23 protein-coding genes, 1 pseudogene and 3 other annotated features are annotated in these 26,431 nt (G+C 34.6%); of the genes and pseudogenes, 8 read left to right on the top strand and 16 right to left on the bottom strand.

The annotated features are described in order from the left end of the window. Positions 1–285 precede the first annotated feature (285 nt). Positions 286–1,473 carry an RtcB family protein gene (locus PLX19_RS06240; protein WP_272187641.1) on the bottom strand — a complete coding sequence of 396 codons (1,188 nt, stop codon included), beginning with the start codon at positions 1,471–1,473 and terminating at the stop codon, positions 286–288. A gap of 280 nt (positions 1,474–1,753) precedes the next feature. Here PLX19_RS06240 and PLX19_RS06235 point away from each other — a divergent pair. Continuing rightward, positions 1,754–2,087: pseudogene (locus tag PLX19_RS06235) on the top strand (RidA family protein). Between the two features lie 621 nt (positions 2,088–2,708). Here the strand turns inward: PLX19_RS06235 and PLX19_RS06230 are convergent. Beyond that, positions 2,709–3,149 (bottom strand): Lrp/AsnC family transcriptional regulator, encoded by a 441-nt coding sequence (locus tag PLX19_RS06230; RefSeq protein WP_272187640.1) that lies wholly within the window; start codon positions 3,147–3,149, stop codon positions 2,709–2,711. 430 nt (positions 3,150–3,579) lie between these two features. Further along, positions 3,580–4,422, bottom strand: a complete 843-nt coding sequence (locus tag PLX19_RS06225) for an SDR family oxidoreductase (protein ID WP_272187639.1) — start codon at positions 4,420–4,422, stop codon at positions 3,580–3,582. 568 nt (positions 4,423–4,990) lie between these two features. Between PLX19_RS06225 and PLX19_RS06220 the strand changes: the two genes are divergently transcribed. Continuing rightward, the gene (locus tag PLX19_RS06220) at positions 4,991–5,323 is read left to right on the top strand and encodes a nitrous oxide-stimulated promoter family protein (protein ID WP_272187638.1); all 333 of its coding nucleotides are present in this window, start codon (positions 4,991–4,993) and stop codon (positions 5,321–5,323) included. Between the two features lie 116 nt (positions 5,324–5,439). Further along, complete coding sequence (locus tag PLX19_RS06215; RefSeq protein WP_272187637.1) at positions 5,440–5,643, top strand: hypothetical protein; 204 nt, start codon at positions 5,440–5,442, stop codon at positions 5,641–5,643. A 78-nt stretch (positions 5,644–5,721) separates the two neighbouring features. Here the strand turns inward: PLX19_RS06215 and PLX19_RS06210 are convergent, their stop codons facing one another. The 7 genes from PLX19_RS06210 to PLX19_RS06180 form a co-directional block, all read right to left on the bottom strand. Further along, on the bottom strand, positions 5,722–6,894 hold the full coding sequence (locus PLX19_RS06210; RefSeq protein WP_272187636.1) for a GNAT family N-acetyltransferase: 1,173 nt from the start codon (positions 6,892–6,894) through the stop codon (positions 5,722–5,724). Between the two features lie 106 nt (positions 6,895–7,000). Beyond that, on the bottom strand, positions 7,001–8,293 hold the full coding sequence (gene aroA / locus PLX19_RS06205; RefSeq protein ID WP_272187635.1) for a 3-phosphoshikimate 1-carboxyvinyltransferase: 1,293 nt from the start codon (positions 8,291–8,293) through the stop codon (positions 7,001–7,003). Between the two features lie 17 nt (positions 8,294–8,310). Continuing rightward, complete coding sequence (locus tag PLX19_RS06200) at positions 8,311–9,411, bottom strand: prephenate dehydrogenase (RefSeq protein WP_272187925.1); 1,101 nt, start codon at positions 9,409–9,411, stop codon at positions 8,311–8,313. After that, entirely contained in the window at positions 9,404–10,498 is a 1,095-nt protein-coding gene (hisC, locus tag PLX19_RS06195; protein ID WP_272187634.1) for a histidinol-phosphate transaminase, read from the bottom strand. Before hisC ends, PLX19_RS06200 begins: the two co-directional genes overlap by 8 nt. Positions 10,499–10,512: 14 nt before the next feature. Next, on the bottom strand, positions 10,513–11,685 hold the full coding sequence (gene aroC / locus PLX19_RS06190; protein WP_272187633.1) for a chorismate synthase: 1,173 nt from the start codon (positions 11,683–11,685) through the stop codon (positions 10,513–10,515). A 50-nt stretch (positions 11,686–11,735) separates the two neighbouring features. Beyond that, positions 11,736–11,969, bottom strand: a binding site (T-box leader). A 7-nt stretch (positions 11,970–11,976) separates the two neighbouring features. Then, positions 11,977–13,053 (bottom strand): bifunctional 3-deoxy-7-phosphoheptulonate synthase/chorismate mutase, encoded by a 1,077-nt coding sequence (locus tag PLX19_RS06185; RefSeq protein WP_272187631.1) that lies wholly within the window; start codon positions 13,051–13,053, stop codon positions 11,977–11,979. Positions 13,054–13,197: 144 nt separating this feature from the next. Beyond that, positions 13,198–13,431 (bottom strand) — a binding site (T-box leader). Between the two features lie 55 nt (positions 13,432–13,486). Next, positions 13,487–13,719, bottom strand: a binding site (T-box leader). A 96-nt stretch (positions 13,720–13,815) separates the two neighbouring features. Continuing rightward, the gene (locus tag PLX19_RS06180; protein ID WP_272187630.1) at positions 13,816–17,331 is read right to left on the bottom strand and encodes a DUF4020 domain-containing protein; all 3,516 of its coding nucleotides are present in this window, start codon (positions 17,329–17,331) and stop codon (positions 13,816–13,818) included. A gap of 299 nt (positions 17,332–17,630) precedes the next feature. On the opposite strand from PLX19_RS06180, the gene PLX19_RS06175 reads away from it, so the two are divergent. Beyond that, complete coding sequence (locus PLX19_RS06175; RefSeq protein ID WP_272187629.1) at positions 17,631–18,080, top strand: YndM family protein; 450 nt, start codon at positions 17,631–17,633, stop codon at positions 18,078–18,080. A 197-nt stretch (positions 18,081–18,277) separates the two neighbouring features. Here the strand turns inward: PLX19_RS06175 and PLX19_RS06170 are convergent, their stop codons facing one another. Continuing rightward, on the bottom strand, positions 18,278–18,982 hold the full coding sequence (locus PLX19_RS06170; RefSeq protein WP_272187628.1) for a YoaK family protein: 705 nt from the start codon (positions 18,980–18,982) through the stop codon (positions 18,278–18,280). Between the two features lie 565 nt (positions 18,983–19,547). Here PLX19_RS06170 and PLX19_RS06165 point away from each other — a divergent pair. Continuing rightward, complete coding sequence (locus PLX19_RS06165) at positions 19,548–19,811, top strand: DUF4825 domain-containing protein (protein ID WP_272187626.1); 264 nt, start codon at positions 19,548–19,550, stop codon at positions 19,809–19,811. Positions 19,812–20,145: 334 nt separating this feature from the next. Here PLX19_RS06165 and PLX19_RS06160 read toward each other — a convergent pair whose 3' ends face one another. Next, positions 20,146–20,415 carry a DUF1292 domain-containing protein gene (locus PLX19_RS06160; RefSeq protein WP_272187625.1) on the bottom strand — a complete coding sequence of 90 codons (270 nt, stop codon included), beginning with the start codon at positions 20,413–20,415 and terminating at the stop codon, positions 20,146–20,148. A gap of 584 nt (positions 20,416–20,999) precedes the next feature. Here PLX19_RS06160 and PLX19_RS06155 point away from each other — a divergent pair. From PLX19_RS06155 to PLX19_RS06145, 3 genes are all read left to right on the top strand, one after another. Continuing rightward, the gene (locus tag PLX19_RS06155) at positions 21,000–21,209 is read left to right on the top strand and encodes a hypothetical protein (protein ID WP_272187623.1); all 210 of its coding nucleotides are present in this window, start codon (positions 21,000–21,002) and stop codon (positions 21,207–21,209) included. Positions 21,210–21,336: 127 nt separating this feature from the next. Continuing rightward, positions 21,337–21,810 carry a hypothetical protein gene (locus PLX19_RS06150; RefSeq protein WP_272187622.1) on the top strand — a complete coding sequence of 158 codons (474 nt, stop codon included), beginning with the start codon at positions 21,337–21,339 and terminating at the stop codon, positions 21,808–21,810. A 91-nt stretch (positions 21,811–21,901) separates the two neighbouring features. After that, entirely contained in the window at positions 21,902–22,384 is a 483-nt protein-coding gene (locus tag PLX19_RS06145; protein ID WP_272187924.1) for a DinB family protein, read from the top strand. A gap of 257 nt (positions 22,385–22,641) precedes the next feature. Here the strand turns inward: PLX19_RS06145 and PLX19_RS06140 are convergent, their stop codons facing one another. From PLX19_RS06140 to PLX19_RS06125, 4 genes are all read right to left on the bottom strand, one after another. Then, positions 22,642–23,508 (bottom strand): DUF2785 domain-containing protein, encoded by an 867-nt coding sequence (locus PLX19_RS06140; RefSeq protein ID WP_272187621.1) that lies wholly within the window; start codon positions 23,506–23,508, stop codon positions 22,642–22,644. A gap of 230 nt (positions 23,509–23,738) precedes the next feature. Continuing rightward, positions 23,739–24,674: an aminoglycoside phosphotransferase family protein gene (locus tag PLX19_RS06135; RefSeq protein ID WP_272187620.1), complete on the bottom strand. Its 936-nt coding sequence runs from the start codon at positions 24,672–24,674 to the stop codon at positions 23,739–23,741. A gap of 70 nt (positions 24,675–24,744) precedes the next feature. Then, positions 24,745–25,383 (bottom strand): hypothetical protein, encoded by a 639-nt coding sequence (locus PLX19_RS06130; RefSeq protein ID WP_272187619.1) that lies wholly within the window; start codon positions 25,381–25,383, stop codon positions 24,745–24,747. An 18-nt stretch (positions 25,384–25,401) separates the two neighbouring features. Further along, positions 25,402–26,430 carry a DUF2332 domain-containing protein gene (locus PLX19_RS06125; protein ID WP_272187923.1) on the bottom strand — a complete coding sequence of 343 codons (1,029 nt, stop codon included), beginning with the start codon at positions 26,428–26,430 and terminating at the stop codon, positions 25,402–25,404. Between the last annotated feature and the right edge of the window lies 1 nt (position 26,431).

Genomic DNA, 26,431 nt, shown 5'->3' with positions numbered 1-26,431 from the left:
AAACATGATAGAAAACTCCCAAACTAATTACCTCTTAAAAATATAGTTAGAGGAATATTCCACCATAATATAATTAACTAAATATAACTGGACTTGAGTCAATATTTTGGACACAAATCCAGGTAGCGATGAAGTTAATCCTTTTTATATCAGTGAACAGACAGTAAAGTTAATTCAATTAGGAGGAAAACTGTTAAAAGGACATTATAGTAGTGAAAAGATACCAAGTGTTGAGTATAGAAGTGAACGGAGACACCTCCGTAGTTTATATACTACATCTCTGAATTAATTAGCTTTAAAATTATAAATCGGTTTTATAATACGTTTGATATCAATTGTGTCTTTAGTATTTGCTACAATTTCATCCATTGGTTTATATACCATTGGCGCTTCGTCTAAAGTACTTTCGGCAACTGATGTCGTCCAAACATCAGTCATTATATTCTGAAAATCTTCTAAGTTAAGTACCTCTTTCGCTTTCTTTCGACTCATAATACGCCCCGCTCCATGTGGTCCAGAGAAGTTCCAATCAGGATTCCCTTTACCGAATGCGATAATTGAACCATCTCTCATATTGATTGGAATGATTACTCGTTCATCTTTTTGAGCGGAAATGGCTCCTTTTCGTAGAATCATATTTTCCATGTCTATGTAGTTATGGATTGTAGTAAATTGATCAGTTACTTTCCAATCCATTCTAGTGACGATTTCATCACTCATCGCTTTCCGATTTAATTCAGCATATTTTTGAGCAATCTTCATATCATTCATGTAATCTCTGAATCCTTGACCTTCTAAATAAGCTAGTTCTTTGCGAACATTAGGTTTTTTCACTTTTCGTAAGGCTTCATATATTTCCTTTTGTCTACCCTCTTTTGTTAATCGCTCAATGATTTCGTCTTTAACAGATTGAACACTCATCAGTTGCTCATATGCGAAGTTTTGATAGTACTCTGCTACTTGTTTTCCTAAGTTACGGGAACCGCTATGAATAACAATGTATACATTCCCCTTTTCGTCCTCATTAAGTTCAATAAAATGATTTCCTCCTCCAAGGGTACCAATACTCTTTTGAGCACGTTGTAACGTAAATGGTGCTCTCACTTCGTCAAAATGAATCATTTTTGAAAACCTATGTTCTTTATCTCGGATATTAAAACCGCTTGGAACGTATTTACGAATTGTGTCATCTAATTGATCAAAGTTAATCTCTTCTTTTTTCTTATTAATTACAACGACTTCCATACCACAGCCTATATCTACGCCTACGAGATTTGGTACGATTTTATCTTGAATTGTCATTGTTGTTCCAATCGTACACCCAGCTCCGGCATGTGTATCTGGCATAATACGAATCTTACTGTCTTTGACGAACTCCTGGTTACAAAGGTCAATAATTTGCCCCATAGCACTCTCTTCAACATGATTAGTAAATACTTTTGCTTCATTGTATTTTCCTTGTAAATTCAACATCTCACATTCCCCTTTTCTACAAGATAATGATTTTGTTTAGTTTTTTTCTTGCTGCTATAATGTACTGACATCCCAAACATCCAACATTACATAAGCTTTTTTCATATTACACCTCCATCAAATAATACCTTTGTTTTAACTTTTAAATAAAGTTTGATCAAATAAATGCTATTAAACATGATAAAGCAACAAGAAAGAGTGATTAAAATATAGCATTTTTCTAATTATTGCAATATTTTTAGGGAGTTTAATTAAAATATTACAATAAAAGATTGATTATATGAAAATATCCAGAAATTCAAAAGAAATTCATTTACCAGTAGCTCCTTTTGTACACCAAATATGTTAAGTGGACCTAAAGATGGTTAACATTATCTGGACAATTAGGTATGAGAGTAGATGGAACTGTACTTGAAGATCCAGTAGAACAAATGTAACTAGCAATAGACAATATCTGAAAAAATCTTGAATCTGCTAACATGAGTATCCAAGATTTGACGAAGCTAGTTTTTTATTTGGTTGAAGAAATTGATTCTGATAAAAGAAAGGAAGTAATAAGTGACTTTCTTAGTGGTCACCTTCCTTGTACGACAATGATTTATGTAGTCGCATAAGCTACACCTATATTTAAAGTCGAGATTGACGCTTGGGTATAAAAGAAAACACAATAATCAGAATTGTTAAAACGAAAAACATAAGCAATGTAGGATCAACTTTTCTATGTAGATTTCTATCCTGTAGCCCTTCACGCAGTCGTAGTCGTTTGTTTATTCCCCTATTTTCGGCACAAGTCGTTTTTATTTTTCTCAATACGATACGTATAGACCTCCACTGACAAAAATGTTAATATGTGGTTACCCTATTCTTCTGACCTATATTATTAGGTCTTTTTTTATGAGTTAACTCTAATTATTTCACTATTTAACAGTTTACGCTATGCATCAATTCTCCCATTACTGCGTATGCTCATGTCTGCGTCTTTCTCCTTGACTACTGCTGTTTTAAGCGTTTCCTCGTCAATTCCCTTAAGATTTACAGTTTACGACTCACTTATTTTAGACTCTTGCTATTCTATAGTAGAATTTGAATAAATAGTAACCATGGATTTATTTTCTGCAAGGAAATCAAATAGCTTCCTAAAGCAATTTCCTCGTCTTTCTCTCATAAATTTCACTTCACTATCATATACATTACACGTCGTCTCAATACGATTCTCTTCCAACAAATATATATTCCTATTCTGAAAGAAGCTCAGGAAGCATAACTTTTTGTTCAAAACGCGTAGACAATACCATCAAAATTGTCGGACGACCATACTTATTACAAGAATCACTGAAGGTCTCTAGTAATTCTGATGAACTTGTCGCTACTTTTAGCAAGTAGTTATATTGTCCGCTTATTCTATATAAATCAATGACATGCGGTGACTGTCTACAAAACTCAACAAATTGATTACAGTTATTTGCTTGAAAAAGAATAAACGCAGTTGTATCCTTTCCTAACTTTTTTTGTGAGACAACAGCTCGATAATTCTCGATAACCCCTTTGTCTTCTAACTTCCGGACTCTTTCCTTAACAGCTGGTTGAGTCATATTTACTTCTTTTCCTAAGTCCACCATTGACATACGACCGTTATTTTGTAGTAATTCTAATATCTTTGAATCAATTTGATCCATATACAACTCCCCTTTATTTTCATAACCACAATCCACTAATTTAACAATAAAAAGAAAGTAATCTCTCTGAAACAACTTATTAATCGTATGTAAATTATACATTCTTTCCCATAAAATATCAGTAATAATTAAAAAGTGATGAAAGGAGATGTTAATACATGAACCATCATAACAATCGAGAAGCTTCCAACGTTTTAAAGTTTCAGCGCAAAACTTCCAATTTTGAAGTTTTGAAATATGAATCTATTTATAAATATGCTCCTCTATTTTCGTATAAAAAGCTTTTCAAAGCTTTTTTTCGTATCTTTTCCACAAAAAATTAAATAGCAAAAATTATTGATATAAAGAAAACTATTACAAGTAAACAATTAACGGATCTTTACACTACTAAAGAGTCATTTTATAAATGACTCTTTAGTAGTGTAAGTATTTAGCTGTTTACAATTGCTCCACCATTCACGTGCAAAATTTGTCCAGATATGTAAGATGCATCATCGGAAGCCAAGAATACATAAGCAGGTGCCACTTCAAACGGTTGACCTGCTCGCTTCATAGGAACATGATCTCCAAATGTAGTAAGCCATTCTGGAGGTAAAGAAGATGGAATTAACGGAGTCCAAATTGCTCCTGGGGCCACACCATTAACTCGAATCCCTTGCGATGCCAGTGACAATGACAAAGAACGTGTAAATGAAACAATGGCTCCTTTAGATGCTGCGTAGTCAATTGCATCTTGATCTCCATGATAGGCACTAAGGGATGTTGTATTTATTATGGAGCTCCCTGAATTCATGTATGGCAAAGCAGCTTGCGTAAGAATAAACTGCGAAAAAACATTTGTGTGAAAGGTGCTTGCTTGTTGATTCGAATCTACATCAAGTAGACTGTTCCTTATGTATAGTACACCAGCATTATTCACCAAAATATCAATACGACCAAATCGCTGAATCGTTCGCATTACAACTTGTTGACAATGCTGCTCATACTCAATATCACCTGGAATTCTAATACAACTACGGCCGTACTTTTTGACATAGAATTCTGTTTCTTTTGCATCGCTGTGTTCATTAAGGTATGAGATTGCAATGTCTGCCCCCTCTTTCGCGAAGGCTACAGCGACAGCTCTTCCAATCCCACTATCCCCACCAGTTATAAGCGCTACCTTATTTATAAGCTTACAGGCTGGTTTATAATTTGGGTTATCAAATATAGGTCTAGGGATCATTAATGATTCAATGCCAGGTCTACTTTGTTGTTGAGGCGGGAAACCCATCACATACACCCCTCTCAGCATTTTTCTATAATGTATTTTGATATTCAGGAAAATATATCCTTTTCAATAAAATTAAGTAGAGGGAGCGAGGGCATACATTAAGATTTTTAACACTGTAAATTCGTATTTTTTGTTTGAAATAAAACAAAAGACAATCCAACCGAAATGCAAGGTTACCTAAACGAGAACGAAGTGTTTGAATACGCACCTCTAAAGTAAGCGTCAAACTGTCCCCGCCTACCGATAGAATCAATTCCATAAAAAATCTCCTTACGTACAGGACGGAGATTTTTTATGGCTAAAATAGATCAATCAATAGCGTGGAAGAATCGAGTCGAAGCTTATCGCTCCAGTGATTTAAACATCGGAAGCTCGTAAGAAAAAGAAAGACATTTATTTAAGTCTTAATGCGTTCGCTTTTACTGCTGATTATAATTGGTAGGGACATTCTCCATTAATAATTCGTAGGAAATAAATATTAGAAAAACTGTCAATGAAAATTCATGTAAACTCTCTAAAAAAGTCTTATAATCAAAGCAGAGAAACTTTGGAACGGGAGGCACTAGCCATGAATCGAATTGGACGTGAAGAGAAAACAATTAGCATTATGATTGATATGTATTGTAAAAACGAACATAAACAAGATACTATATGTGAAGAATGTCAGAAGTTAAAAGAGTATGCTTATTTTCGTTTATCAAAATGTCCATTTCAAGAGAAGAAGCCAGCATGTCAAAATTGCAAAATTCATTGTTATAAACCAGATATGAAAGATTTTGTTAAAGATGTTATGAAGAAGAGCGGACCGAAAATGATTTTAAAACATCCATATTTCACGGTCATGCATGTTGTTGACACAATGAAGAAGGCTCCTGACTTACCGAAAAGAAAAAAGAGCTAAAAGAAAAAACGGGCTGTTTAACTGGAGGGAATTTTATATAGCGAAAAAAGGACAAACATTTCAAACAAACAAAAGAATATGCTATTGTATACACCGCCTATTGGAGTGAACTTATTATGAATCTCTTTCCAACAAGAGTTGTTGCTGGCATTCATGTAGCAACTCCTTCCGTTCACATTGTCGCTTTTCATACACCAAGTCCCGTTGTAGGGATTACAACGCCCTTCATGTGGCAATATCCACATATTCACTTTCCGGTAACACATCCACACGTCAGTTATCATTTTTATCACATCCCTACAATGTATAGAAAATATTGATGGAACTTTTAATTTTTAATGAACATAAAAAGCGCTACTTTCACATAGCGCTTTTTTATGTTCTTTCTCTATAAATGATTAAAAGAAATCATAAATAAATGGTTGCTGAGAAGGAATCAAGTTTTCAAATTGTTTTATGTCTTTTTCCATTCCTGAAATGTTACCAATTTGATATAATTCCCATGGACTTTTGTAACCGAAAAGCACAGTCGACAGAGTATTAATGTTTACATGTACTCCCTTTGCTTTTAATGCTATAGCTTCTTTTTCACTTACGATTACTGCTTCTTTATTTCGTAAAACTACCGTTTGATTATTCCAATGTGCAAATGAATCTGATATATGTAAAATAACCTCTTCTTCATGATGTTCCCAAGCAAATGGATATTTTTTAATAAAACGTTCAACATCAACGATTCTAACCATAAAGTAAGGTTTTATTTCCGCTTTAATGCGCGGCTCTTGTAGTGAGAATAGTAATGGTTCTTTTTCATGCACAATCATCTCAATTTCTTGAACCATTGAATCATGCTGACAAATGAAATTCCATAAACCCATTCTAGCTTCGCTGTTTAATGGTACAAATTCTTCTACTTTCATCTTAGAGCTTTCTACTTTATACAAAATATAACCCATTGGCTCATCCACTTGATTATAATAAACAGCGGCATTTAGATCACCATAGACAAAATTCAACCAAATATCTCGATCTCGAACTAACATACCGGAATATTTTTTCGCAAATTGCTCATATACGATTTCAATTTCTTTCAAATGAGAGTCCTTCTTACATCGTTTAATGCTTCCTGATACATGTTCTTTCCTAATTAAATCTGCTTTTGTTAATGAACATACAAGGCGATTCGCAAACAGTTCCCACCCATACTTCCTATAAAAAGAAACAGAAAATGGGTGTAGCATCGAAACGCTATAACCGTCTTGTCTCATCGTCTCTAAAACATATTTTAATAGTTTTTTCACATGACCGTTTCGTCTAAATTCTGGGTATGTAGCCACGCCTGCAATTCCACCCATTTTGAACTTTTCTCCACCTAAAAATATTTCAAACGGGATAAGGTGTAATTTTGCGGCAAGCTCGTTTTCTTCTAATATCCCCAATATTTGATGATACTTTTTCAAAAGCTGAAGACGTTTTTCAATTTGATCTTCTGGTACCTTGTATTGAAAAGCATATTCAGATAGTCGAATTGCTTCTCGGTATTGTTCCTCTAATAATTGAATCACTTCCATACTCCCGTTCTCCCTTCAGCGTATTCGTAACTGCACATTAAAATATAACACAATAATTAGAAAATACAAAATTCACATACAAAAACCCGATAGATTTTATAGCAATCTATCGGGTTTCTAACCTCAATTTTTCAATTTCTTCAAAAAATCCTGGATACGATACGCCAACAGCTTCCGCATCCTCAATCAGTGTCTCTCCTTCAGCAATGCATCCAGCTACCGCAAGCATCATTCCAATCCGATGATCACCATGACTATTTACGATATTTCCTTTTAGCGCTGTTTTTCCATAAATAATCATGCCATCATCAGTTGCTTCTATACGTGCCCCTAGTTTTGTTAGTTCTTCTACCACTGTATCAATTCGATTCGTTTCCTTTACCTTCAGCTCATGTGCATCTTTAATAATCGTAATCCCTTCTGCTTGCGTTGCTGCAAGAGCGATAATTGGAATTTCATCAATTAACCTTGGAATCATATCGTCGCCAATCTCAATTCCCGTTAACTTTGATGTTTCAATTGTTAGATTAGCAGCGGGTTCTGCAGTATCTAAATCGCCTTGTTCAATTGCTATTTTTGCTCCCATTTTTATAAGTACATCGATAATTCCCGTTCTTGTTGGATTGATTCCAACGTTTTGTAATATAAGCTTACTATTGGGAGTAATCGCTCCGCCTACTAAGAAAAACGCAGCTGATGAAATATCTCCTGGCACTTGAATGTTCGTCCCTATTAGCTGTTGTCCGCCTTCTATTGAAACTTTCGTTCCCTTTCTCTTCAATTGTACGCCAAATACTTGAAGCATTCTTTCTGTATGATCCCTTGATACATAAGGTTCTGTAACACTTGTTACACCTCGTGCTCCTAAACCTGCTAATAATATAGCCGATTTCACCTGCGCACTTGCAACGGGCGCAAGATAATCAATTGCTTGAAGATTTCCTCCTCGTATCGTTAGCGGTGTATATGTTCCGTCTTCTCGTCCATCAATTGCTGCGCCCATTAGGCTGAGCGGTTTTGTAACTCGTTTCATTGGTCGTTTTCCAATAGAATAATCGCCTTGCAAACAAAAATGAAGGTTCGTATTCGCTAGTATGCCAAGTAATAAACGAATGGTTGTACCGGAATTCCCAACATCTAGTACGTGCTCCGCTTCTTGTAAACCTTCCATTCCTTTTCCAATTACTTCAACTTCATCTCCATTTTGCGTGATTGATACCCCCATCTCACGAAAACAAGAGATTGTGCTTAAACAATCTGCTCCTGGTAAAAAGCCCTTAATCGTTGTTTTTCCATGAGCGATTGCGCCAAACATGACAGAACGATGTGAAATTGATTTATCGCCTGGAATAACGATTGTTCCTCGCAACCCTTCTCTAGCTGGCTGTACAATTTTCATATATAAAACACCTTCCTTTATATATTTTCAAATGTTTGATACTGTTCATCCTGTAAAAATTGCGTTGCTTTCATACGATCTTCTTCTGTTTGAAAACTAATACGTAACACTCCGAGTAATCCTTCACGTGCTTCTAGTATTTGCAAGTTTGTAATACTAATCTCATGCCTTGCAAGTATGCTTGTAATATGCGCTAATGCACCGACTTTATCTAAAACATCTACGTATAAGTCATGATAAGCGGGAATGGCCCCACTTTTGCGGACAGGCATAGAATCACGATATTCTTTTGCCTTTGCGAAGTAAGTGTGTAATACTTCGTCATCGCCTTCTGCAACTGTATGCTGCAGTTGCTTCATGTCTGTAATCCATTCCTCTAATAGTTGTAATAAATGAGAACGGTTTTGTCTTACTATATCACTCCACATTTTGGGACTGCTAGAAGCGATGCGGGTAATGTCTTTAAAACCACCAGCTGCCAGCATATGAATTAACGGATTATCTCCGGCATGTTTCTCCACTTGCTTCACTAACCCTGCCGCAATCAAATGGGGAAAATGACTAACAACCCCTGTTACATAATCATGTTCCTCTGTATGTAACACAAGAAAATGCGAACGCGTTCCTTTTAGCCAATCTTGTAATTGTTCCACCTTCTCAACCTGAACATGACGCATCGGTGTTAAAATGTAATATGCATTTTCAAATAAATGCGCCTTTGCACTTTCTACTCCCGTTTTATGAGATCCCGCCATCGGATGTCCGCCAATGAACGTAACACCGTCCGGCAGCAACATTTTCGCTTGATTCATGATTTTACCTTTTGTACTTCCAACATCCGTGACGATGACATCTTCACGTAATTGATACGAAGCAAGTTGTTTTAGTAGCTTCGTTGTTTCTTCAACAGGAGATGCAAAAATGATCAGATGGGCTTCTTCACATATTGTCTGTAAGTTCACTCCTGCCTCATCAATTACGTTCAATCGTTTCGCACGTTCCACTCGCTCACTTTGAATGTCATAACCAGTAATGATTACATTGTGTTCTCGCTTTATCGCTAAAGCAAGTGAACCACCAATTAATCCTGTCCCAATTAATACAACTTTTTTACACATGTGCCTCATCTCGAGACCTACTATTATTAAAGTGTTGTGTTAACACGTTAATCACCCCTTCATTTTGTTCACTCGTACCAATTGTAATGCGAATGCCATTTAAAAATGGACGAACGATATATCCAGCCTGTGCACAAAGTTCGTATATTTCCTGAGCATTGTCTAACGGTAAAAAGATAAAGTTCGTTTCAGATAAATAAAATGGAATCTCATTTTCTTTACAAAAGCGTTCATATCGCTGCAAGCCTTCACGGTTTTCGCGAATTGTTCTTTGTAAAAACGATTCATCATTCCATGCAAGTACTGCAGCTTTTTGTGAAAGTGATGACACATTAAACGGAAGACGAACAACATTTAATTTCTCAATGATTGTTTCATTTCCAATTGCATAACCAACTCGAAATGCTGCTAAACCGTATGCCTTTGAAAATGTTCTTAATATAAGAAGGTTCTTATATTCTTTCAAAAGTGACATTGTATTTGGAAAGTCACTCGCTGTGACATATTCATAATACGCTTCATCAATCACAACTAATGTTTCGTTATGAACTTGCTCCATAAATTCACATAATTTTCGGTTATTCACATATGTGCCTGTTGGATTATTGGGATTACAAATCCAAACAATTTTTGTTTTTTCATTCATGACTGCCGCAATTTCATCTAAGTTATAGACTCCATTTTGAAGCGGAACTTCTTTTACCTCACATCCTTCAATTACTGCGTGATGACGATATTGAGGAAATGTTTCTTCAGCCGTCACAATGTTATCACCTTGGCAAAGCATTGTTCGGCTAATAATTTGAATGACTTCATCAAGGCCGCTTCCACATAAAATTTCTTCTTTTTTAACATGCAATTTCTCCGCAATTATTTGGCGAAGTTCTACTGCTCCCCCGTCCGGGTATAAAGCATGTTCATTCCACTCTTTTAATAATCCTTCTATCACACGAAGTGAACAACCAAACGGATTTTCATTTGAAGCTAATTTTACAAATGAATGGACACCATAATCCGCTTGCATTTGTGAAGCTGATTTACCTGGTTTATAAGGATGCAACACCCGTAATTGTTCTTTTGCTTTCATGAAGATCCTCCTTTTTAAAATTCTTTTGCGTACTTTTTATGCTGAACAACATTTTGCTTAATAAGCTCCATACGATCTTGCCCAAATTGTTCTACTAACGCAGTTGCCAACTCCCAAGCGACAACTGCTTCTGCCACTACACTTGCTGCTGGTACTGCACAGCTATCGGAACGTTCAATACTTGCTTGAAACACTTCTTTCGTATCAATGTCTACACTTGCCAGTGGTTTGTATAATGTAGGAATTGGTTTCATAGCACTTCTGACAACAATCGGCATTCCTGTTGTCATTCCGCCTTCTAATCCGCCAGCGTTATTCGTTTTTCGTGTGTAACCCGTTTCTTCATCCCACAAAATTTCATCATGTACAGCACTTCCTGGTTGCTCGGCTGCTTCAAAACCAATGCCGATTTCAACGCCTTTAAATGCATTGATACTCATGACTGCTGCCGCTAACTTTGCATCTAATTTCCGGTCATAATGAACGTAACTACCAACACCAATCGGCATTCCTTCCGCAACCACTTCCACGATGCCACCAATAGAATCTCCGTTACTTTTTGCTGCATCAATTGCTTCCATCATTGCTTGCTCTGCTTCTTGATCTAAGCAGCGAACAGGCGAACATTCTGAAATCAGTTGCATCTCTTCTAATGATTTGTCAAGAACTCGCTTCGCTTTTACCCCACCAATTTCAAGGACATGCCCTGCAATATTTACTCCTAACTCTGTTAAAATCTGTTTCGCAACAGCCCCTGCGGCTACTCTCACAGTTGTCTCCCTTGCAGAAGAGCGTTCTAATATATTGCGTATATCACGATGACCATACTTAATTGCTCCATTTAAATCCGCATGCCCTGGACGTGGTTTTGTAATCGTTCGTTTCATTTCTTTACTTTCTTGCTCCGGAATCGGATGTGTACCCATGACTTTTGTCCAATGTTTGAAATCATCATTTTTCACAACCAATGTAATCGGTGAACCAAGAGTATAGCCATGACGCACGCCGCTTACAATTTCCACAGTGTCGGTTTCAATTTGCATCCGTCTTCCGCGGCCATGTCCCTTTTGGCGTCTTAATAGCTCTTTATTTATATCTTCTACAGTTAAAGAAAGACCTGCCGGAACACCTTCTAAAATAACCGTCAACTGCGGACCATGTGATTCTCCAGCTGTTATATATCTCATTTCCATTTCTCCCTTATGATTTTATAAAAAAACCCCTACTGATTTCGTTCAGTAGGGGCGAAAAAAAATCGCGGTACCACCCTAATTATAGACAAATATGTCTACCTCTCTTTATTGTTAACGATTATATTAACCGTCTTTCCCTTCATAAAAACCTCCGTCATTACTACGAAAAAGATGCTCCAGGGGTGTAATTCACATATATCTTTGTACTGATTTCCACCAACCATCAGCTCTCTGGAACAAGAAGATACATACTACCGCTTCCCTATCAACGCAATATATATTTAGTTACGATAACTTATTTTTAAATCCTTTTAACTCTTCCATGAATGCATGGAACTGCGGAATATCCATTTGCTGTGCTGAATCAGATAAAGCAACTGCTGGGTCTGGATGCACTTCTGCCATAACAGCATCTGCACCGATTGCGAGTGCCGCTTTCGCAGTTGGTAAAAGTAAATCTTTTCGTCCTGTTGAATGCGTTACATCTACAACAACCGGTAAATGTGTTTCTTTCTTTAAAATTGGCACTGCGGAAATATCAAGTGTATTACGGGTTGCTCTTTCATATGTGCGAATGCCGCGTTCACATAGAATAATTTGATCATTTCCTTGTGCAATAATGTATTCTGCTGCATTCACAAATTCATCAATTGTCGCTGCTAAACCACGTTTCAGTAATACTGGTTTATTCACTTTTCCAACCGCTCTTAATAAATCGAAGTTTTGCATATTACGAGCGCCTACTTGAATCACATCAACGTAATCAAGTGCCATTTCTACATCATTTGGATTTAAGATTTCGCTAATAATCGCTAAATCAAATTCGTCTGCAACTTGGCGTAAAATTTGCAGCCCTTCTATTCCTAATCCTTGGAAATCATACGGAGATGTTCTCGGTTTAAACGCACCGCCGCGCATTAATTTTATTCCTTGTTCTTTCATTGCCTCAGCAACTTGGCGAACTTGTTCTAAACTTTCCACTGCGCATGGCCCCATAATGAACGTTTGCGCACCGCCCCCTAACAATTCACCTTTTACATCAACAATCGTATTTTCTTGTTTCTTTTTACGTGAAACTAATAATGCTTTACGATTATCATCTTCTTGCAGTTCTAAACTCGCTTTAAAAATTGTTTTGAAAATATGTTGCACCGTAGATGTTTCAAATGGCCCTTCATTGTTCTCTGCAATCATATCGAGTACTTCACGCTCGCGAACAGGATCAAAGCGTTTCGTACCTTGTAATTTCTTTTGCTGTCCGATTTCTTTCACAATCTTTGCACGCTCATTTAATAAGTGCAGAAGTTGTAAGTTAATCTCATCCACCTGTTTACGTAATTGTTCTAATTCATGATTTCCCATTAAAAATTCCTCCTTGTATCTTTTTGAAATTATATAATAAGGGATTGAAAATTCCCTATTTTCTGAACCTAACACTTATAACAAACTAATATTGATAACGATTCCTCATGTGAAATATATGAAAAAATCCCTACTGATCCAATCAGTAGGGACGATCATTATCGCGGTACCACCCTAGTTGCAGACATATTTGTCTACCTCTCTTTATTGTTAACGATCATTTTGACCGTCTTTCCCTTCATAAAGACTTTTGCCTTTACTACGAAAAAGATGCTCCAGGATTGTAATTCATGCTTGTTTATGTACTGGTTCGCACCAACCACCAGTTCTCTGTAACAGGGAAACAACCACTACTCTATTTCCTATCATCGCGCTTATTATTTGATTATCAGGTTGGTCCGCATATATGCAAAAAATCCCTACTGATCCAATCAGTAGGGACGATTATTATCGCGGTACCACCCTAGTTGCAGACATATTTGTCTACCTCTCTTCATTGTTAACGATCATTTTGACCGTCTTTCCCTTCATAAAGACATATGTCTTTACTACGAAAAAGATGCTCCAGGACTGTAATTCACGTTTATCTTTGTACTGATTTCCACCAACCATCAGCTCTCTTTAACAGGGAGATAAACACTACTCTGTTCCCTTCAATGCGTTGTTTTTATTAAGTATGATTTGTATTATAAAATGTCATTTCAAAATATGTCAACACTTTTTCATTATTTTTTATTTTTTCTTTCCATTGCATCGTATGTTTCATAATAACAAATGTGAATCATTTTCGTTTCGATTGATCATTCCAATGCGCATCATCTCATTTTGAATATGTTCAAGTAACGTATTTTCAAGGTGCATCTCATCAAACAATTGCCGAAGATGAATCACTTCATTTTCAATACCCTCTGCATCATTTACCTTTGTTAATAAAACAAAAAATAATGTTGCATATACTTTTGAACTTTGATAAATTAACTCACTTTTTTCTAACAGCTGTTTAAATAAATACTTCAATGATTGTTTTTCTTCTTGCAATGAAGATATAGTAAAATTCGATAGAACCGTTTCAATCCCTTTTTCAGCAATAACATCCATATGTAACACAAACTGCAAAAAGATAATATATTCTTTCTCTGCTATTATACTCATTTTAGGGCGTTCTACTAAAAAATCCGCAAGCCAATCTTGCCAAAATTTTTGTTGTTCTTTTATACTCAAAGTTTTTACGTAATACGATACATTTTCTATAAACTTTACTTTCTCGCTCTCTTCTCTCTGTATAAAAAGTGAGTATAACCAATCTACTTGTTCATCCCAATATAAAATACACTTTAAAAAGACAAGACTTAGCCATTTCATAAATACTGCTTGTGTTTGTCCATTCAGCAAATGTAAATGCCGAACAGCAAAAGCAATATATTTCTTTGTTTGTATAAATAAAGGCAAATTAATTTGTGTATTTACAAAGCCTGCCCATGCATACTTTGTTTCCTCTTCATTCTTCTGCAAATTTAAATAAGGAATCATATGTTTTCTACACCAGTGCTTATCGAGATGATAGAGAAATGTTAAATCAGCTGTTAGCCTCGCAATCATAATATTTACGCAGTATGATTTTTTCCGCATTTGTTCTTCAAATACATACAAATAAGCATGGATATTTCGATCATATAAATGTTCATATGCTAAAAGTTTTAATAAAACTGCTGTTATTTTCCCTACGGGATGCTGTACAGCCTCACTATAGTAATCCATTTGCTCTTTAACTCTTCCTTGTCCTCCTTTCATAACATAAGGAAATAACGAAAAAGCAAGCTGTTTTACTGCTCGAATTGTATCTTCTTGAAATTCTGCTAACTGATTGCTCTTTTCATACAGAAAACTACTAATGAGCCAATGATAAGTAGTGTGCCTTACAAATTGATGCAACAATGGTAAAAGTTCTTGTATGTTTTTATCTGTTAATTGCCGGTTATTGCGCCATTCTCTTATTAATACAAACCATACTTCTTTACTTACATCTTTATATCTAATTAATTGATACGCAAGCGAAATACTCCATTGTACATTTGTTTTACATGCCTTTGAAAGCATTTCTAAAAAATGATGTTTCTCAACCAATCCTTCTTGTGAATATTGAAGAACTTGCCCTATCATTTCTTCCTCTTTCATATGTAACAAACCTTCTATTGTTAAATTGCATATGATTGGTTGTAATGTCCGCTCCTCTTGTAAATCAGGAAACTGCCTCGATAAAAAATGAGGAAATTTCTGTTTCATGGATTCATATGTTTGCTTCGTAGATTCATGAGTTGGTACGCACAAATAAAGCCAATCGATTAAGTTACAAGCAACATAACACGTCTTTTCTTCAAACTGTTTCACTATAGTTGTCAGTACTTTTCGTTTCGTTTGTTCAGCTGCATGTTCATAATGATTCTTTAACAATTGAAAAACTTCATGCTTACAATTGTCATCAGTCAGCAATTGATGTTGTAACAACCATTCTATTTTTTCATTTTGCGTTCGAAAAACAGTATAGTTCATACTATGCACTGCAATTCGCTTTTGGAGTGTGTTCCCAAATTCCATCAAAAAAGAAATATAAAAGTTTGCTTTATCTTCATAATGAACACAAACATAGTCCATACAATCTCTAACTATATTAATTAAAAACGAAAATTCACGCGGTTGGCTATCTTGTTCATGAGGTTCAATTGCACTTCGTGAATCACTAACTGAATCATGTATTTCAAGTGCCTGCTGTTTTAGCGTTAATCTCTGCAGTTTTTCTAATCCAATCTGTAATATTGGGATCGAAAAATAAGAAAGATATGGCTTCAATTTGGCTTCCCATATGTGCTGCAGCTTTGAAAAGGTGATAACTGATAGATGATTTGTTTCCGCTAACTCAATAACGTCTTGCATCTCTTGCTCCCATTGCCGAAGTCGCTTCAATTTTAGTTTTCCATCTAATATACAGGTCAGTAAAAGAACCATAATCTCTTTATGTTCTGGGTACGTACATTTGTTAAGCAAAGAAGGCAGACTTTCGATGGAAAATTCATTTCTTTTCGCCTTTTCTAACAATAATAAAAGCCACTTTGCAAACGAAACGATCTGTATCGGTTGTTCCATATCCACTAAAAATGTACATATCGTATTCCATAACAGGGTAGATATTTCCGTATTATTTTTATACATTAACTGAAATAATTCATTTTGGTGGCTTACCAAAAAATGCTCAACAAGCCACTGTGCAAGCAAGTGATCTTTCTCGGAAGGCTCAGCTTCCTCTGAAAATAAATTCCGCAGTTGTCCTTCTTTTTCTAACCATTCCACCCATTCGTAGTCTCTTGCAAATTCTACAAAATAACGAAGAGTCTCAATTTTTTTTACAGACTGTTTAATGTAAGACAGTTGTTCCTGCTCTAAAGATGGTGGAACCGTTACGATATCACGAATTCGCGTTCTTTTTGTAATATAATTATCTCCCATTAACTCTGCCCATCGCTGCACTGCTTTTGCTAATGATTGATGATTTTGTGTCTTATTCGGATAGACAATGGGCTTAATCCCTAAATGCTCCCAGTGATATGTATTATCTCCCCCCGCAACAAATGCATACCGCCTCGTACTAGGTGGTAATCCAGTTGCTAAATATTTCATAACAGGGTCATTATGACTATATCCAATAAACAAAACTGTATAATTAGAAAATAAATCAATTAAAAATCGTCTCGCCCACCCTTCTGTTAAGTAAGCCCTTCCAAAATCACCATCGGTCAAAATTAAATTTTCTTCTTCTTGTTCCACATTACCATGAATATATGCCACTCCTTTAAAAGCTCTTCCTGTTGGAAGTGCTGGAGCATAATATATATTTACTTTACGTTTTGATTCCTCAATTACTGTTGAAAAATGCTGATCAAAATTTGTAGTTACAATCCGAACATTCTCATCAGCTGCAAATAATTGCAAAATAGAATAATGTAGTGGATTCGGCTTTGAACACGCTACATGAACAAGATTCTTCGCAATCTGATGAACATCTTTCGTTTTTGCAATTTTTCCAAGATAATAATCGTGCGGTTCATTTTCCTCACGTTTGTCTACATATAGAGCGCTAGCAATATCATCCACTAAATCATCAAAATTTGGTAAGTTTGAATTGCCTTTCATAGATACTCCAGCTCCAACAAATAAAACCAGTTTCCCTTGTTCGAGTTTATCAAAGAGTTCATCTGGAATTTCTACTTCCGAAGTAATCCACACCCCGATCCCCCCTTACCTAAAAATGTTAATTTTCTCTTTCTAATATAACATTTCTTTTGTATTTTTTTAACATTCAGACAAGTAAAGGTAATAAAAATTTTAACCGTATATTAGAAATTGTACTTAAAATAACCGGAAACAAAGGAAACAGGCTAAGTACTAAAGACATTAAATTGATTTATAACTACGCATTTATCTTCTGTCTTTTTAGAAACTACCTAAAAAATTGCAATTTTAAATTCCCATGCATAAAGTCCCTTTTTTCATTCAAACTAAATAGAAAAAGAGAGGTTCAAATAATGAATCATATTACGATTATGCTTATCAAATTTATATCCTGCATGATTGCTTTTGCAATTGGTTTGGATTTATTCTTTGATGCAACAATTGTTGACATCTTTTCCTTTAGTTTATTTATTACTATCGCGTCGTATATGCTAGGAGATCAAATTATCTTACCACGAGCAGGAAATACCGCTGCACTGATGGTTGATTTTCTTTTCACTTATATGAGTGTATGGATTTTGGGGAGTGTACTTTTAAATAATTATATGCAAATAGCTTGGGGAAGTATTTTATCAGCCTTTATCGTTACAGGTGCAGAAGTTTTTGTTCACCGTTATTTAATGGATCGCATTGCTACTTATCAAACAATAGAAAGAAAACCTTTCACCTTCAACAGGTCGCTAGCTTATGGAACTGAATTTGCTGAGGAGCAAGATGTTACTGATGCGAAAAAACGGAAATGAGGTAACGAATATAAAGACGTGAGTTTCACAATACTACACTCTTTAACGAAAAGAAAAATCCTGAGAATTACGATTTCTCAGGATTTTTTGTCAAATTAAGGTCATTTGTGTTTCAAACTACAATTCACTTCACATGTCTTTTATAAAGAAACCCACATCGAACAAAATGTTATGTTGAAATATTATTATAAAACTTTTCATTTCAACATTTGAGGTTTTCTCCAATACCCTCTATCTTTATGATACAAAATAAGAGCAATCACTAAAATTCCTGATGCAATCCAAATAGCTCTGTATCCTATATGAGTGGTAGTAAATGTGCCTAACAGTGCACCAAGTATAAATGAAATAATAATAACAAGAAATTCATTAAATCGTTTTTTCTCTTCCTGATCATGTTTTATAAACGCTAAATATGCTGCCTGTGTTACAGTTCGAAGATTTCCTGTTGTCATCGTTGAATTGTAGGCCCACTTATCAAGTTTATTAAAGGTAGAAATCTGTAAAGATGATACAAACGAAATACATACGGTTATCACGATGTTAGGCATACTTTTTGGCAAGAACCCTACAATGATTAAAACGATACATTCTAGAATAAGAATAGAGCGTCTATAACTATGCAATGCATGTCTTATATGAGGAATCTTTACTACTTCTGATATTAAAACCCCTAACATAAAAGCTAAAATAGGAGGGATATAAAGCAAAGCATTATGCCATTCTCCGTTAGCTGCTCTTATAGCAAGTAATACTACATTCCCTGTTTGTGCATTAGCAAATACTCCGTCCCTACTGATGAAAGTATAAGCATCTAAAAAGCCTCCAACTACAGCTAACAAAACACCTAAATAAACAGAGTTTGAAGATAATGAGGGGATTGTACTTAGTTTGTCTTTCATAATATTATCTCCTTGTACCTTATATTGCATATATTATCCATTTATACAAATAACAACATAATTTTTAATACTATTCACACGATATTCGTAATTTATATCTTGATGTTGCTTCCTTTTACTTTTTCCTAATATGATATAATACCATACCAAGATTTTCACCTACAATCAACATAATTATTTAATATATTATAATTGTTTAATTTCGTTCACATCTATAGATTCTCCCTTTATAATCGAGTATTGATTTAGCTAAGAATGGATTTTACCCCCAATGTATTAAAAAGAAGTTTTACAAAAAACAAAAGTGAGAAAGATTTAAAAAATAGATACAAGCTGTATTATTGTGCTTGTATCTATTTTTTGTACAACATATGTCCTCATTTACTACAACATAAAATGCAATGTTGTGGTAGAAACTTAATCATTTATTTTTATATAAATAAACACCCTCTAAATTCTCTTTAGATTGATTGCTTTGAAAATCCTAAAACAAGAAACTATTAGAAGGTATTTTATTGAATATAGTAAAATTAGATAAAAATATCAGCTGAAAGGTGAGTAAACTGTGAAGAGGATTACCATTTATTTCATTTCATTGTTATCGCTAATGATATTATTGAGTAGATGTAGTCTAAATGCTGATTCAAAAACAGATTTGTTTCAATATAAGAATTCATATGTAGGTGACAACAGTGCAGTTGGAAATATCATAAAACAATTGGCACATAACAAAGAGTTAAATCAAATTTCACTTGAGACCAAGAAAGAACCATATGGAATTATAATTCTCTGTAACAAAAGAGAAATTACAAGATTGGTACAACAATAAATTGGATGGGTTTGAAAATGAAAAAGACTTAAAGAAACTGATACAGGAACACTTGAAGTCTGAGGACTCAGTTAATCAGCTTTTTCACCAGTAAAAGCAAGAGTGCTCTAGATTAGAGCACTCTTATTTTTAGGGTATTATCAAAAACTATCTTTAAAAGAGCCAAATTTATAAAATAAAAAAGACATTATCCTTTCCAATGATTCCTCTGAAAGAATAACGTCTTTTTCATTTTAGGGGGTACTTTGTCTTGTTAGCTTGATAGCGATGGGGCGGACATCTATATACAAAAACAGAGGGCTGATATGCATCCGCCTCTTGTGTCCAACCAATATTATTCTTGTTCGTCCATAATTTTCTCAAACGCAGCAGATACTTTTTCAAATTCCTCGTCACTCTCAATGTATGAGAATTCACTATCTTCTTCTACTTTTAAAAAGAAGATATCAATGTCTTCCTCTGTTTCCGTTTGAATGTCTTCTACAAAGCCAACAGCAATGTATTCTGCTCCTTCGACATTCATCGTTCCGAGCACTTCAACTTCCTGCTCCTCATTACTCTCATCGCTAAGGGTAAAAATTTCTCCTATTTCAATTTCCGACATATTCATTCTCCTCCTGTTGTAATCTAAAAAATAGAACGTTCAAATTGTATACTTACTAGTATATCTTTCCATAAAAAATCAAATTAATGCGCAAAAAACAATAATTTCTTTCTGCTTCAGCGTAAGAATCCAACTAAAAGAATATCATCTGTGAATATGAATGAATACATTTTGAGCTCTCGTCACATGCCCATCAACTTTAGAAATGGATTGCCCCTAAGACGAAAAAAATGAGTTAAACTCTCATAAATAACTGTCGAGATATAAATTTTTCGTTTTTTGGATACGTCAAGATCATATGACGGTAAAACGAGGATTTTATATGTTAAGGATATGCACGGTTTCATGCAGACTGCGAAAACGGTTTAAACTGTCAATGCTATTGTGATAGGGCTGTATGAAATCCTGCATACAGTGAAGGTAAACAGAAGGATGGAAAACTCCTGGTATGAATGGGTTTCTGGGATTTGGCTACTGCTGATAATGATGCGTTATGTTAACCTTACGTGTATAAGATATACATTTTAGTTTCCTCTAAGAGAATATGATAAAATGGAACAAAAAGGAAAGCGGGAGATTGTATTATGAAACAAAAAACAAGCTGTACTAATTGTGGTTCAACTAATCTTAAAGAAGGAAAAGTTGGTTATGCAGCTCATGCATATGTTTGTGAAGATACATCTTCTACTATTTTTAAAGGCGGAGCTCGTTCTAAATTATTAACTACCTTTTGTTTAGACTGTGGGTTAGTTCAATTTTTTAAAGTTGAAAATCCAAAAGCATTTAAAAAGTAATGTTAATGAATAGACTTTTGAGAATGTTACGTTATGTTAACCGAGCATGAATAGAGTATACAAACAGGTATAGTAACTACAAATAGCGAATGGAGATACATAAATTATTAATAGTTAGGGGAACCATATGAATTTTATTTTACCCGGGCATACACATTTAGCTCCAATTTTTGATGCATTTCAAGGTAGAGAAAAAGAATTTAATTGGCTTATAACAGACTTGGAGTTTGCTACTCTTCAAGAAGAGAAACTTATACGAGATTATCCTACAATGTCGCATCAAATAACCTGGATAGCTGGTAAGGATCTTTCAGCTCTTGTAAACAAATATGATCCTCAATTTATTTTTGGGGTACTATCTGCGTTTGATAAATCTATAAATATTGATGTAAATAATCTACTTATAGAACCTTATGCAGACGGTAACGAAGAACTCTGGGTATCAAATCCAAAGATTCAACATCCACAAGCAACCCTTGAAATTGTTTGTTGGGATTCTACCTTGATATTACTATTAAGCAAGGATGTAGATATTGATAAAAAATTTAAAAGTTACTTTAAGGATGCTAATGATTTAAATGTTTATAATGCAGAATCCTAATTTTAAAAATAACTTCCAATAACGGGGATTATGATAAATAAAAGAGGGGTGATGTTGAATGTTAGATGTTTTAAAGCAATAATACAGCTTTATTAGCTCTACCAGAGAAAGTTTATTTACATTTTTGGAAGAAATTCCACTGCAAAAGTTGCACAGTACAGTTCCGAATTTCGGAAGCGGTAATATTATTAGAACCCACATTCATGTAACCGATTGCTATCGATACTGGCTTGGATCATTCGCATTTAACCAAAAGCAAGCAGATTTTTTGTTTGCTACTGATTATGAAATTGAGCATTCGGATGTAGAGAAAGTTCGCACTAGATTTGAGATAGTAGATGCAGTTGTACAACGTTTTTGGGATGAATTCAATGCTCGCTGGTTCGAAAATATAGCAAATGAAGTAAAATTGCAAAAAGAACCATGGAGTACGACTCCGCTATGGCTTTTAACCCATACCGAGACACACGAATTCCATCATAAAGGACAAATCGTATCAATAGCTCGTCACCTCGGATCCCCCCTAACACAGACCTTGATTAATTCAATTATACAAAAAAGTGATCCACTATAATTACCAATATCATTGATTATGTAAATGGAAAGTCCCTTCAGTACTTAAAGGGACTTTTAAAGGTTTTACGATACTTTGGTTTTATGTTAGCAAAAAGTGCTTTCATGTACAGAAATCAACTTTTTCAGTCTAATACTTTTTCCTATAGTCCAAAACATTTTTTAAAGAGACAACTGTATTATACACTTTGATTGCCCAGAAACCGGCAAATATGAAAGTTTAGTTTTTATACTAATTAAAAATTAAAATCTATATATTTAGCTACTTACTAAAATTTTATCTATTCGAATAAACTTATTCAGTTTTTCTTCTGTCTCAAATAAAAGATCTGTAATGTCCTTCGTATCCTGCTGATGCATTAGTGAAAAATACAGGCATCTGATAAAATTCTTGGTGTTAATCCTGGCAATATACTGCTCTCTGCTGTATTCTGAGCTAATGCCTTTTTCCAGCCCCTCAATCCATTGGCATATGCTTTCCTTAGGAAGCAAAGCTTTCACTGCAATAAGGAAAACTACTCGTGTCATACGTTCGTCTTCTTCATTGCTTAAAATATACTTTCCGTTGCTTAAAACCCGCTGCAGCGAATCAAGAACCTTCAATCTAGTATTTTCATCGCTTTCTTTGCTGTGTACCAGCTCACACATAGCATCAGCTCCATGAGCCGCACCATGAGCCCACCCCTTAACATCCAAATATCCGCGCAAATCTCTTTCTTCGTTATAGTATCTTATTATGCTATCCTTGATCTTAATAAATTTGTCCATGGATAAGTATGTATTATTTCTATTCCAATATAAAAATACTTCCATGAGAAGCGCTGAAAAAGTCCTTGTGAATACAGTATCATCACCTTCATTTCCAATATGGAAGAAGAGATGTTTTTCATCTATGAGAGTATCAGCGATCTCATTTAGCTCTTCATTACTGAAGTACTGTTTTTCACAAATCCACTGATAAAAAGTAGAGTATATTAAGTCGTCTCTTAAGATTGGATCAGTATCGCCTATATATTGGAGCATGAGGCGAGCGAAGCTCATTGCTTCTTCCTCGCTATTTAAATGATAGTTGTTCTCTGCTATCCTTTTTAAATCTGCTATAAGCTTTTCTCTTTCAATATTCATATTCGTTCCTCCATTTGGTAATAAACTAGCTAACCATACCCATACCCATTTCCATTTTTATTACCTTATCAGCCATTTTAAAGTAGTGGTCGCCATGGTTTTTTTACAAATGTTAGGTGGGCAATATTGACACTTACTTTGTTAATCCAATATTTCATTCAACCTCTACTACAATGTAATGAACCTAATAAGCATAAATTCCAAATCCCTCTTTCAATACACTTCATTTATCACTTTTCACAAAATAACATATGTGGTTCATACCATAAAGGTCTTACAACTTCAAATTCTTTATGATCTTCCAGTATATGATGCAGCCTCTCAATCATTTCATCTAATTGCTGTGGCGCAAAACGTAATGACCAGACTACTGATGAAAAGATAACCATTCCCGCGTAAATAGAATAAAGCATCCAAAAATCTTCAGGAATATTATCATTAAAATATCCTTGAATTTGCCCTATTGAAAATGGAATACTCTCATTTCTTTGAAATAAAGCTACTTTTACAAAATCATGAATTGGATCTCCCCAATCAAAATTATTGAAATCAATTACCCCAGCATACCTATTATTGTCTACAATAATATTTTGCAAATGAAAATCATCATGTTGAAATCGATTCGGACGTCCTTTTAATAAATACTTATTTTTTTCAATAAAATTCATAACCTTTTGATCATTTTCAATCTTTATTCCACTTTCCCTATATGCATCAAGGTATCGATAATGCTTGTGCATTGCTTGTTCATACCAAGATTTGATATGAACAGGTGCCTCAAGCAAATGCATTTTAGATAGCTGTCCTCCTGCTTCAATACCAATCTTGTATTGCTCTTGATCAGTAAGAACAGTTAATTTCTCTTTTACATCAACGCCCTCAATAAAAGAATAAATTGTGTAGCAAGAATTCAATTCGTCTAAAATTCCTATATTTATTGGCTTAGGAGATTTAACATGATATTCTTGCAGTTTTTTTAATATTTGAAACTCCGTCTTTTTTCTTTCATACCCTTCTAAACTTCCGATTCTTAGTAAGAGTTTTTTATCATCAGAATAGACTACATACTTTTCATCTGGAGAATATCCTTTAGATAATCTTTCAATTCTATTAGCACAATGTAAGAAATCAATTTTTTCTTGAAGAAATTGAGGAACGTTCTCCATAGTTTACCTCCATTATGGATTTTTCAAATGCCTTTCTAATTCTTTCATTACATTACGATAGTTATAGTAATTATCGTTTCTTTACATCAATCGGAAAAATCACATCTATTCCTATCTTACTTAATTCTTTCTGAATATAATAACAATGCTCTGCGCCGATTGTTATTAAGATTCTTTCTTTTTCATTATCTGTAACATATTCCATAATATTATCAATAATTTGTTCATTTCTTTTACACCATACAATTTCATGTACAACGGGGTTCTTTTCTTTTAGCCATAATTGTTTTTTCTTGATTATTTCATTCGTCGTATGGGAATTTAAAGGAAATGGTTCTAAAACTGTCACTTTAAATATATTTTCATATATTTGACACAACTCATGTTCCAAGTGCTTTCTCGATTCTTCATTATAATAAGAAAAGTAGTTTAGGCTTGTTACCTCGTCATCAAACCAATCAATAGGTACGAATGAAACACCTTCACTCTCACACAATGGGAGAATTAAAGACCTATACTCAGAGGGACCTAAATATCCTTTATAATTTCTATTTTCTAAGTACCGGTTATAATCTTCAGGTCTCACTTCTCCAAGAATTGAACTTGGCTGAAAAGTACGAATGGCACTCTCCATTAAATGTAGAGGATATCTTAACCTTTTTCGTAAATCATCTATGTGTACTGTTCCCAATAAACCGATTATCGTCATAAAAACTCCACTCCATATCTACCTCAAGTTCCAATCAAACCATCTACCATGTCCATCTGTCTCTCCAACCGTTTGATTGTACTCAACACCATCTAGATAATAATCAAGGTGCAGTTTTCGATCCCACATATTGTTGTAAAGATGGAAAACGTCTCGTTTACTTCCAATGATTTTTATTTTTTCTATCAGTTCATACTTAGTGTCTTCTGGTATTTGATTAGCAACGTGAGTATGAAAAATACAAATTGCAGTATCTTCCGGAAGGTTTTCTGCAACTTCTGAAAGTAATGCCACTCCATCGCCTTCTATAAGTTTTACTGAATTTTCAATTAAACATGTAGCTGCCTTTTCAAAAAGCGCTAACCTTTCTTCATGTTCGGGCCAAATAAGAGATTTTAACCACAAATAATCTTCAAAATTGTTTAAATCGCTAATATGTAAGTCTAATCCTACTTTTGAAGCTACTGGAGGACTAGGTAATAGAAATGATGGTGTATGATCTCCTTTTATTTCAGATGTTATATGGACATGTGAGGTTCTATCTCCATATATTCCGTTTGTCCCATATGAATAACTATACTTGTCCCATAACAATTGAAGACCAGCACTTGTTCCAATTTCTATTAATGATAACGGTTTCTTGACAACACTATAAATATAACAAAAAATTGGATACAGATACGCACAGCGTCTTACTTCGTTAGTCTGTACTAACTTACTCTTTAGGAGAGAAATTATTTCGTCTTTATACACTTGGCAAAAATCTTTAAAATGAAGAAAAGAATCATCAATTTCCCTTGGATTCTTCGTAACACTCGGGTAATACTCTTTTAAAACATGTTCATTTCCTTTTAGCAAAAGAAAATGAACCGTACCAAATAATAAATTAGGAACTGGCTGCCCTTCTCGAGAATTCATGCATAACGCTAGCAATTCATCATCCTCTGAAATTTTGATGGATAAATGCTCATATAATTCACTCGATCCTCTACATTCTAGTTTGGCGAAATTTTTAAATCGTTCAGATAGTTGAGTTGTATTCAAAATA

It is taken from the genome of Bacillus sp. BP-3 (genome assembly GCF_028401955.1).
In the GTDB taxonomy this organism is placed as follows: Bacteria; Bacillota; Bacilli; order Bacillales; family Bacillaceae_G; genus Bacillus_A.
Note: the sequence above shows the minus strand (reverse complement) of the source record. Positions and strands in the feature narration are given on the sequence as shown.

Coding starts and splice junctions, on each gene's coding strand:
- PLX19_RS06215 (WP_272187637.1), top strand. CDS start 5,440: ATGAATCTCTTTCCAACAAGAGTTGTTGCTGGCATTCATGTAGCAACT.
- PLX19_RS06185 (WP_272187631.1), bottom strand. CDS start 13,053: ATGGGAAATCATGAATTAGAACAATTACGTAAACAGGTGGATGAGATT.
- PLX19_RS06210 (WP_272187636.1), bottom strand. CDS start 6,894: ATGGAAGTGATTCAATTATTAGAGGAACAATACCGAGAAGCAATTCGA.
- PLX19_RS06230 (WP_272187640.1), bottom strand. CDS start 3,149: ATGGATCAAATTGATTCAAAGATATTAGAATTACTACAAAATAACGGT.
- PLX19_RS06175 (WP_272187629.1), top strand. CDS start 17,631: ATGAATCATATTACGATTATGCTTATCAAATTTATATCCTGCATGATT.
- aroC (WP_272187633.1), bottom strand. CDS start 11,685: ATGAGATATATAACAGCTGGAGAATCACATGGTCCGCAGTTGACGGTT.
- PLX19_RS06140 (WP_272187621.1), bottom strand. CDS start 23,508: ATGAATATTGAAAGAGAAAAGCTTATAGCAGATTTAAAAAGGATAGCA.
- PLX19_RS06150 (WP_272187622.1), top strand. CDS start 21,337: ATGAATTTTATTTTACCCGGGCATACACATTTAGCTCCAATTTTTGAT.
- PLX19_RS06160 (WP_272187625.1), bottom strand. CDS start 20,415: ATGTCGGAAATTGAAATAGGAGAAATTTTTACCCTTAGCGATGAGAGT.
- hisC (WP_272187634.1), bottom strand. CDS start 10,498: ATGAAAGCAAAAGAACAATTACGGGTGTTGCATCCTTATAAACCAGGT.
- aroA (WP_272187635.1), bottom strand. CDS start 8,293: ATGAAAATTGTACAGCCAGCTAGAGAAGGGTTGCGAGGAACAATCGTT.
- PLX19_RS06135 (WP_272187620.1), bottom strand. CDS start 24,674: ATGGAGAACGTTCCTCAATTTCTTCAAGAAAAAATTGATTTCTTACAT.
- PLX19_RS06130 (WP_272187619.1), bottom strand. CDS start 25,383: ATGACGATAATCGGTTTATTGGGAACAGTACACATAGATGATTTACGA.
- PLX19_RS06155 (WP_272187623.1), top strand. CDS start 21,000: ATGAAACAAAAAACAAGCTGTACTAATTGTGGTTCAACTAATCTTAAA.
- PLX19_RS06200 (WP_272187925.1), bottom strand. CDS start 9,411: ATGTGTAAAAAAGTTGTATTAATTGGGACAGGATTAATTGGTGGTTCA.
- PLX19_RS06170 (WP_272187628.1), bottom strand. CDS start 18,982: ATGAAAGACAAACTAAGTACAATCCCCTCATTATCTTCAAACTCTGTT.
- PLX19_RS06220 (WP_272187638.1), top strand. CDS start 4,991: ATGAATCGAATTGGACGTGAAGAGAAAACAATTAGCATTATGATTGAT.
- PLX19_RS06240 (WP_272187641.1), bottom strand. CDS start 1,473: ATGTTGAATTTACAAGGAAAATACAATGAAGCAAAAGTATTTACTAAT.
- PLX19_RS06225 (WP_272187639.1), bottom strand. CDS start 4,422: ATGGGTTTCCCGCCTCAACAACAAAGTAGACCTGGCATTGAATCATTA.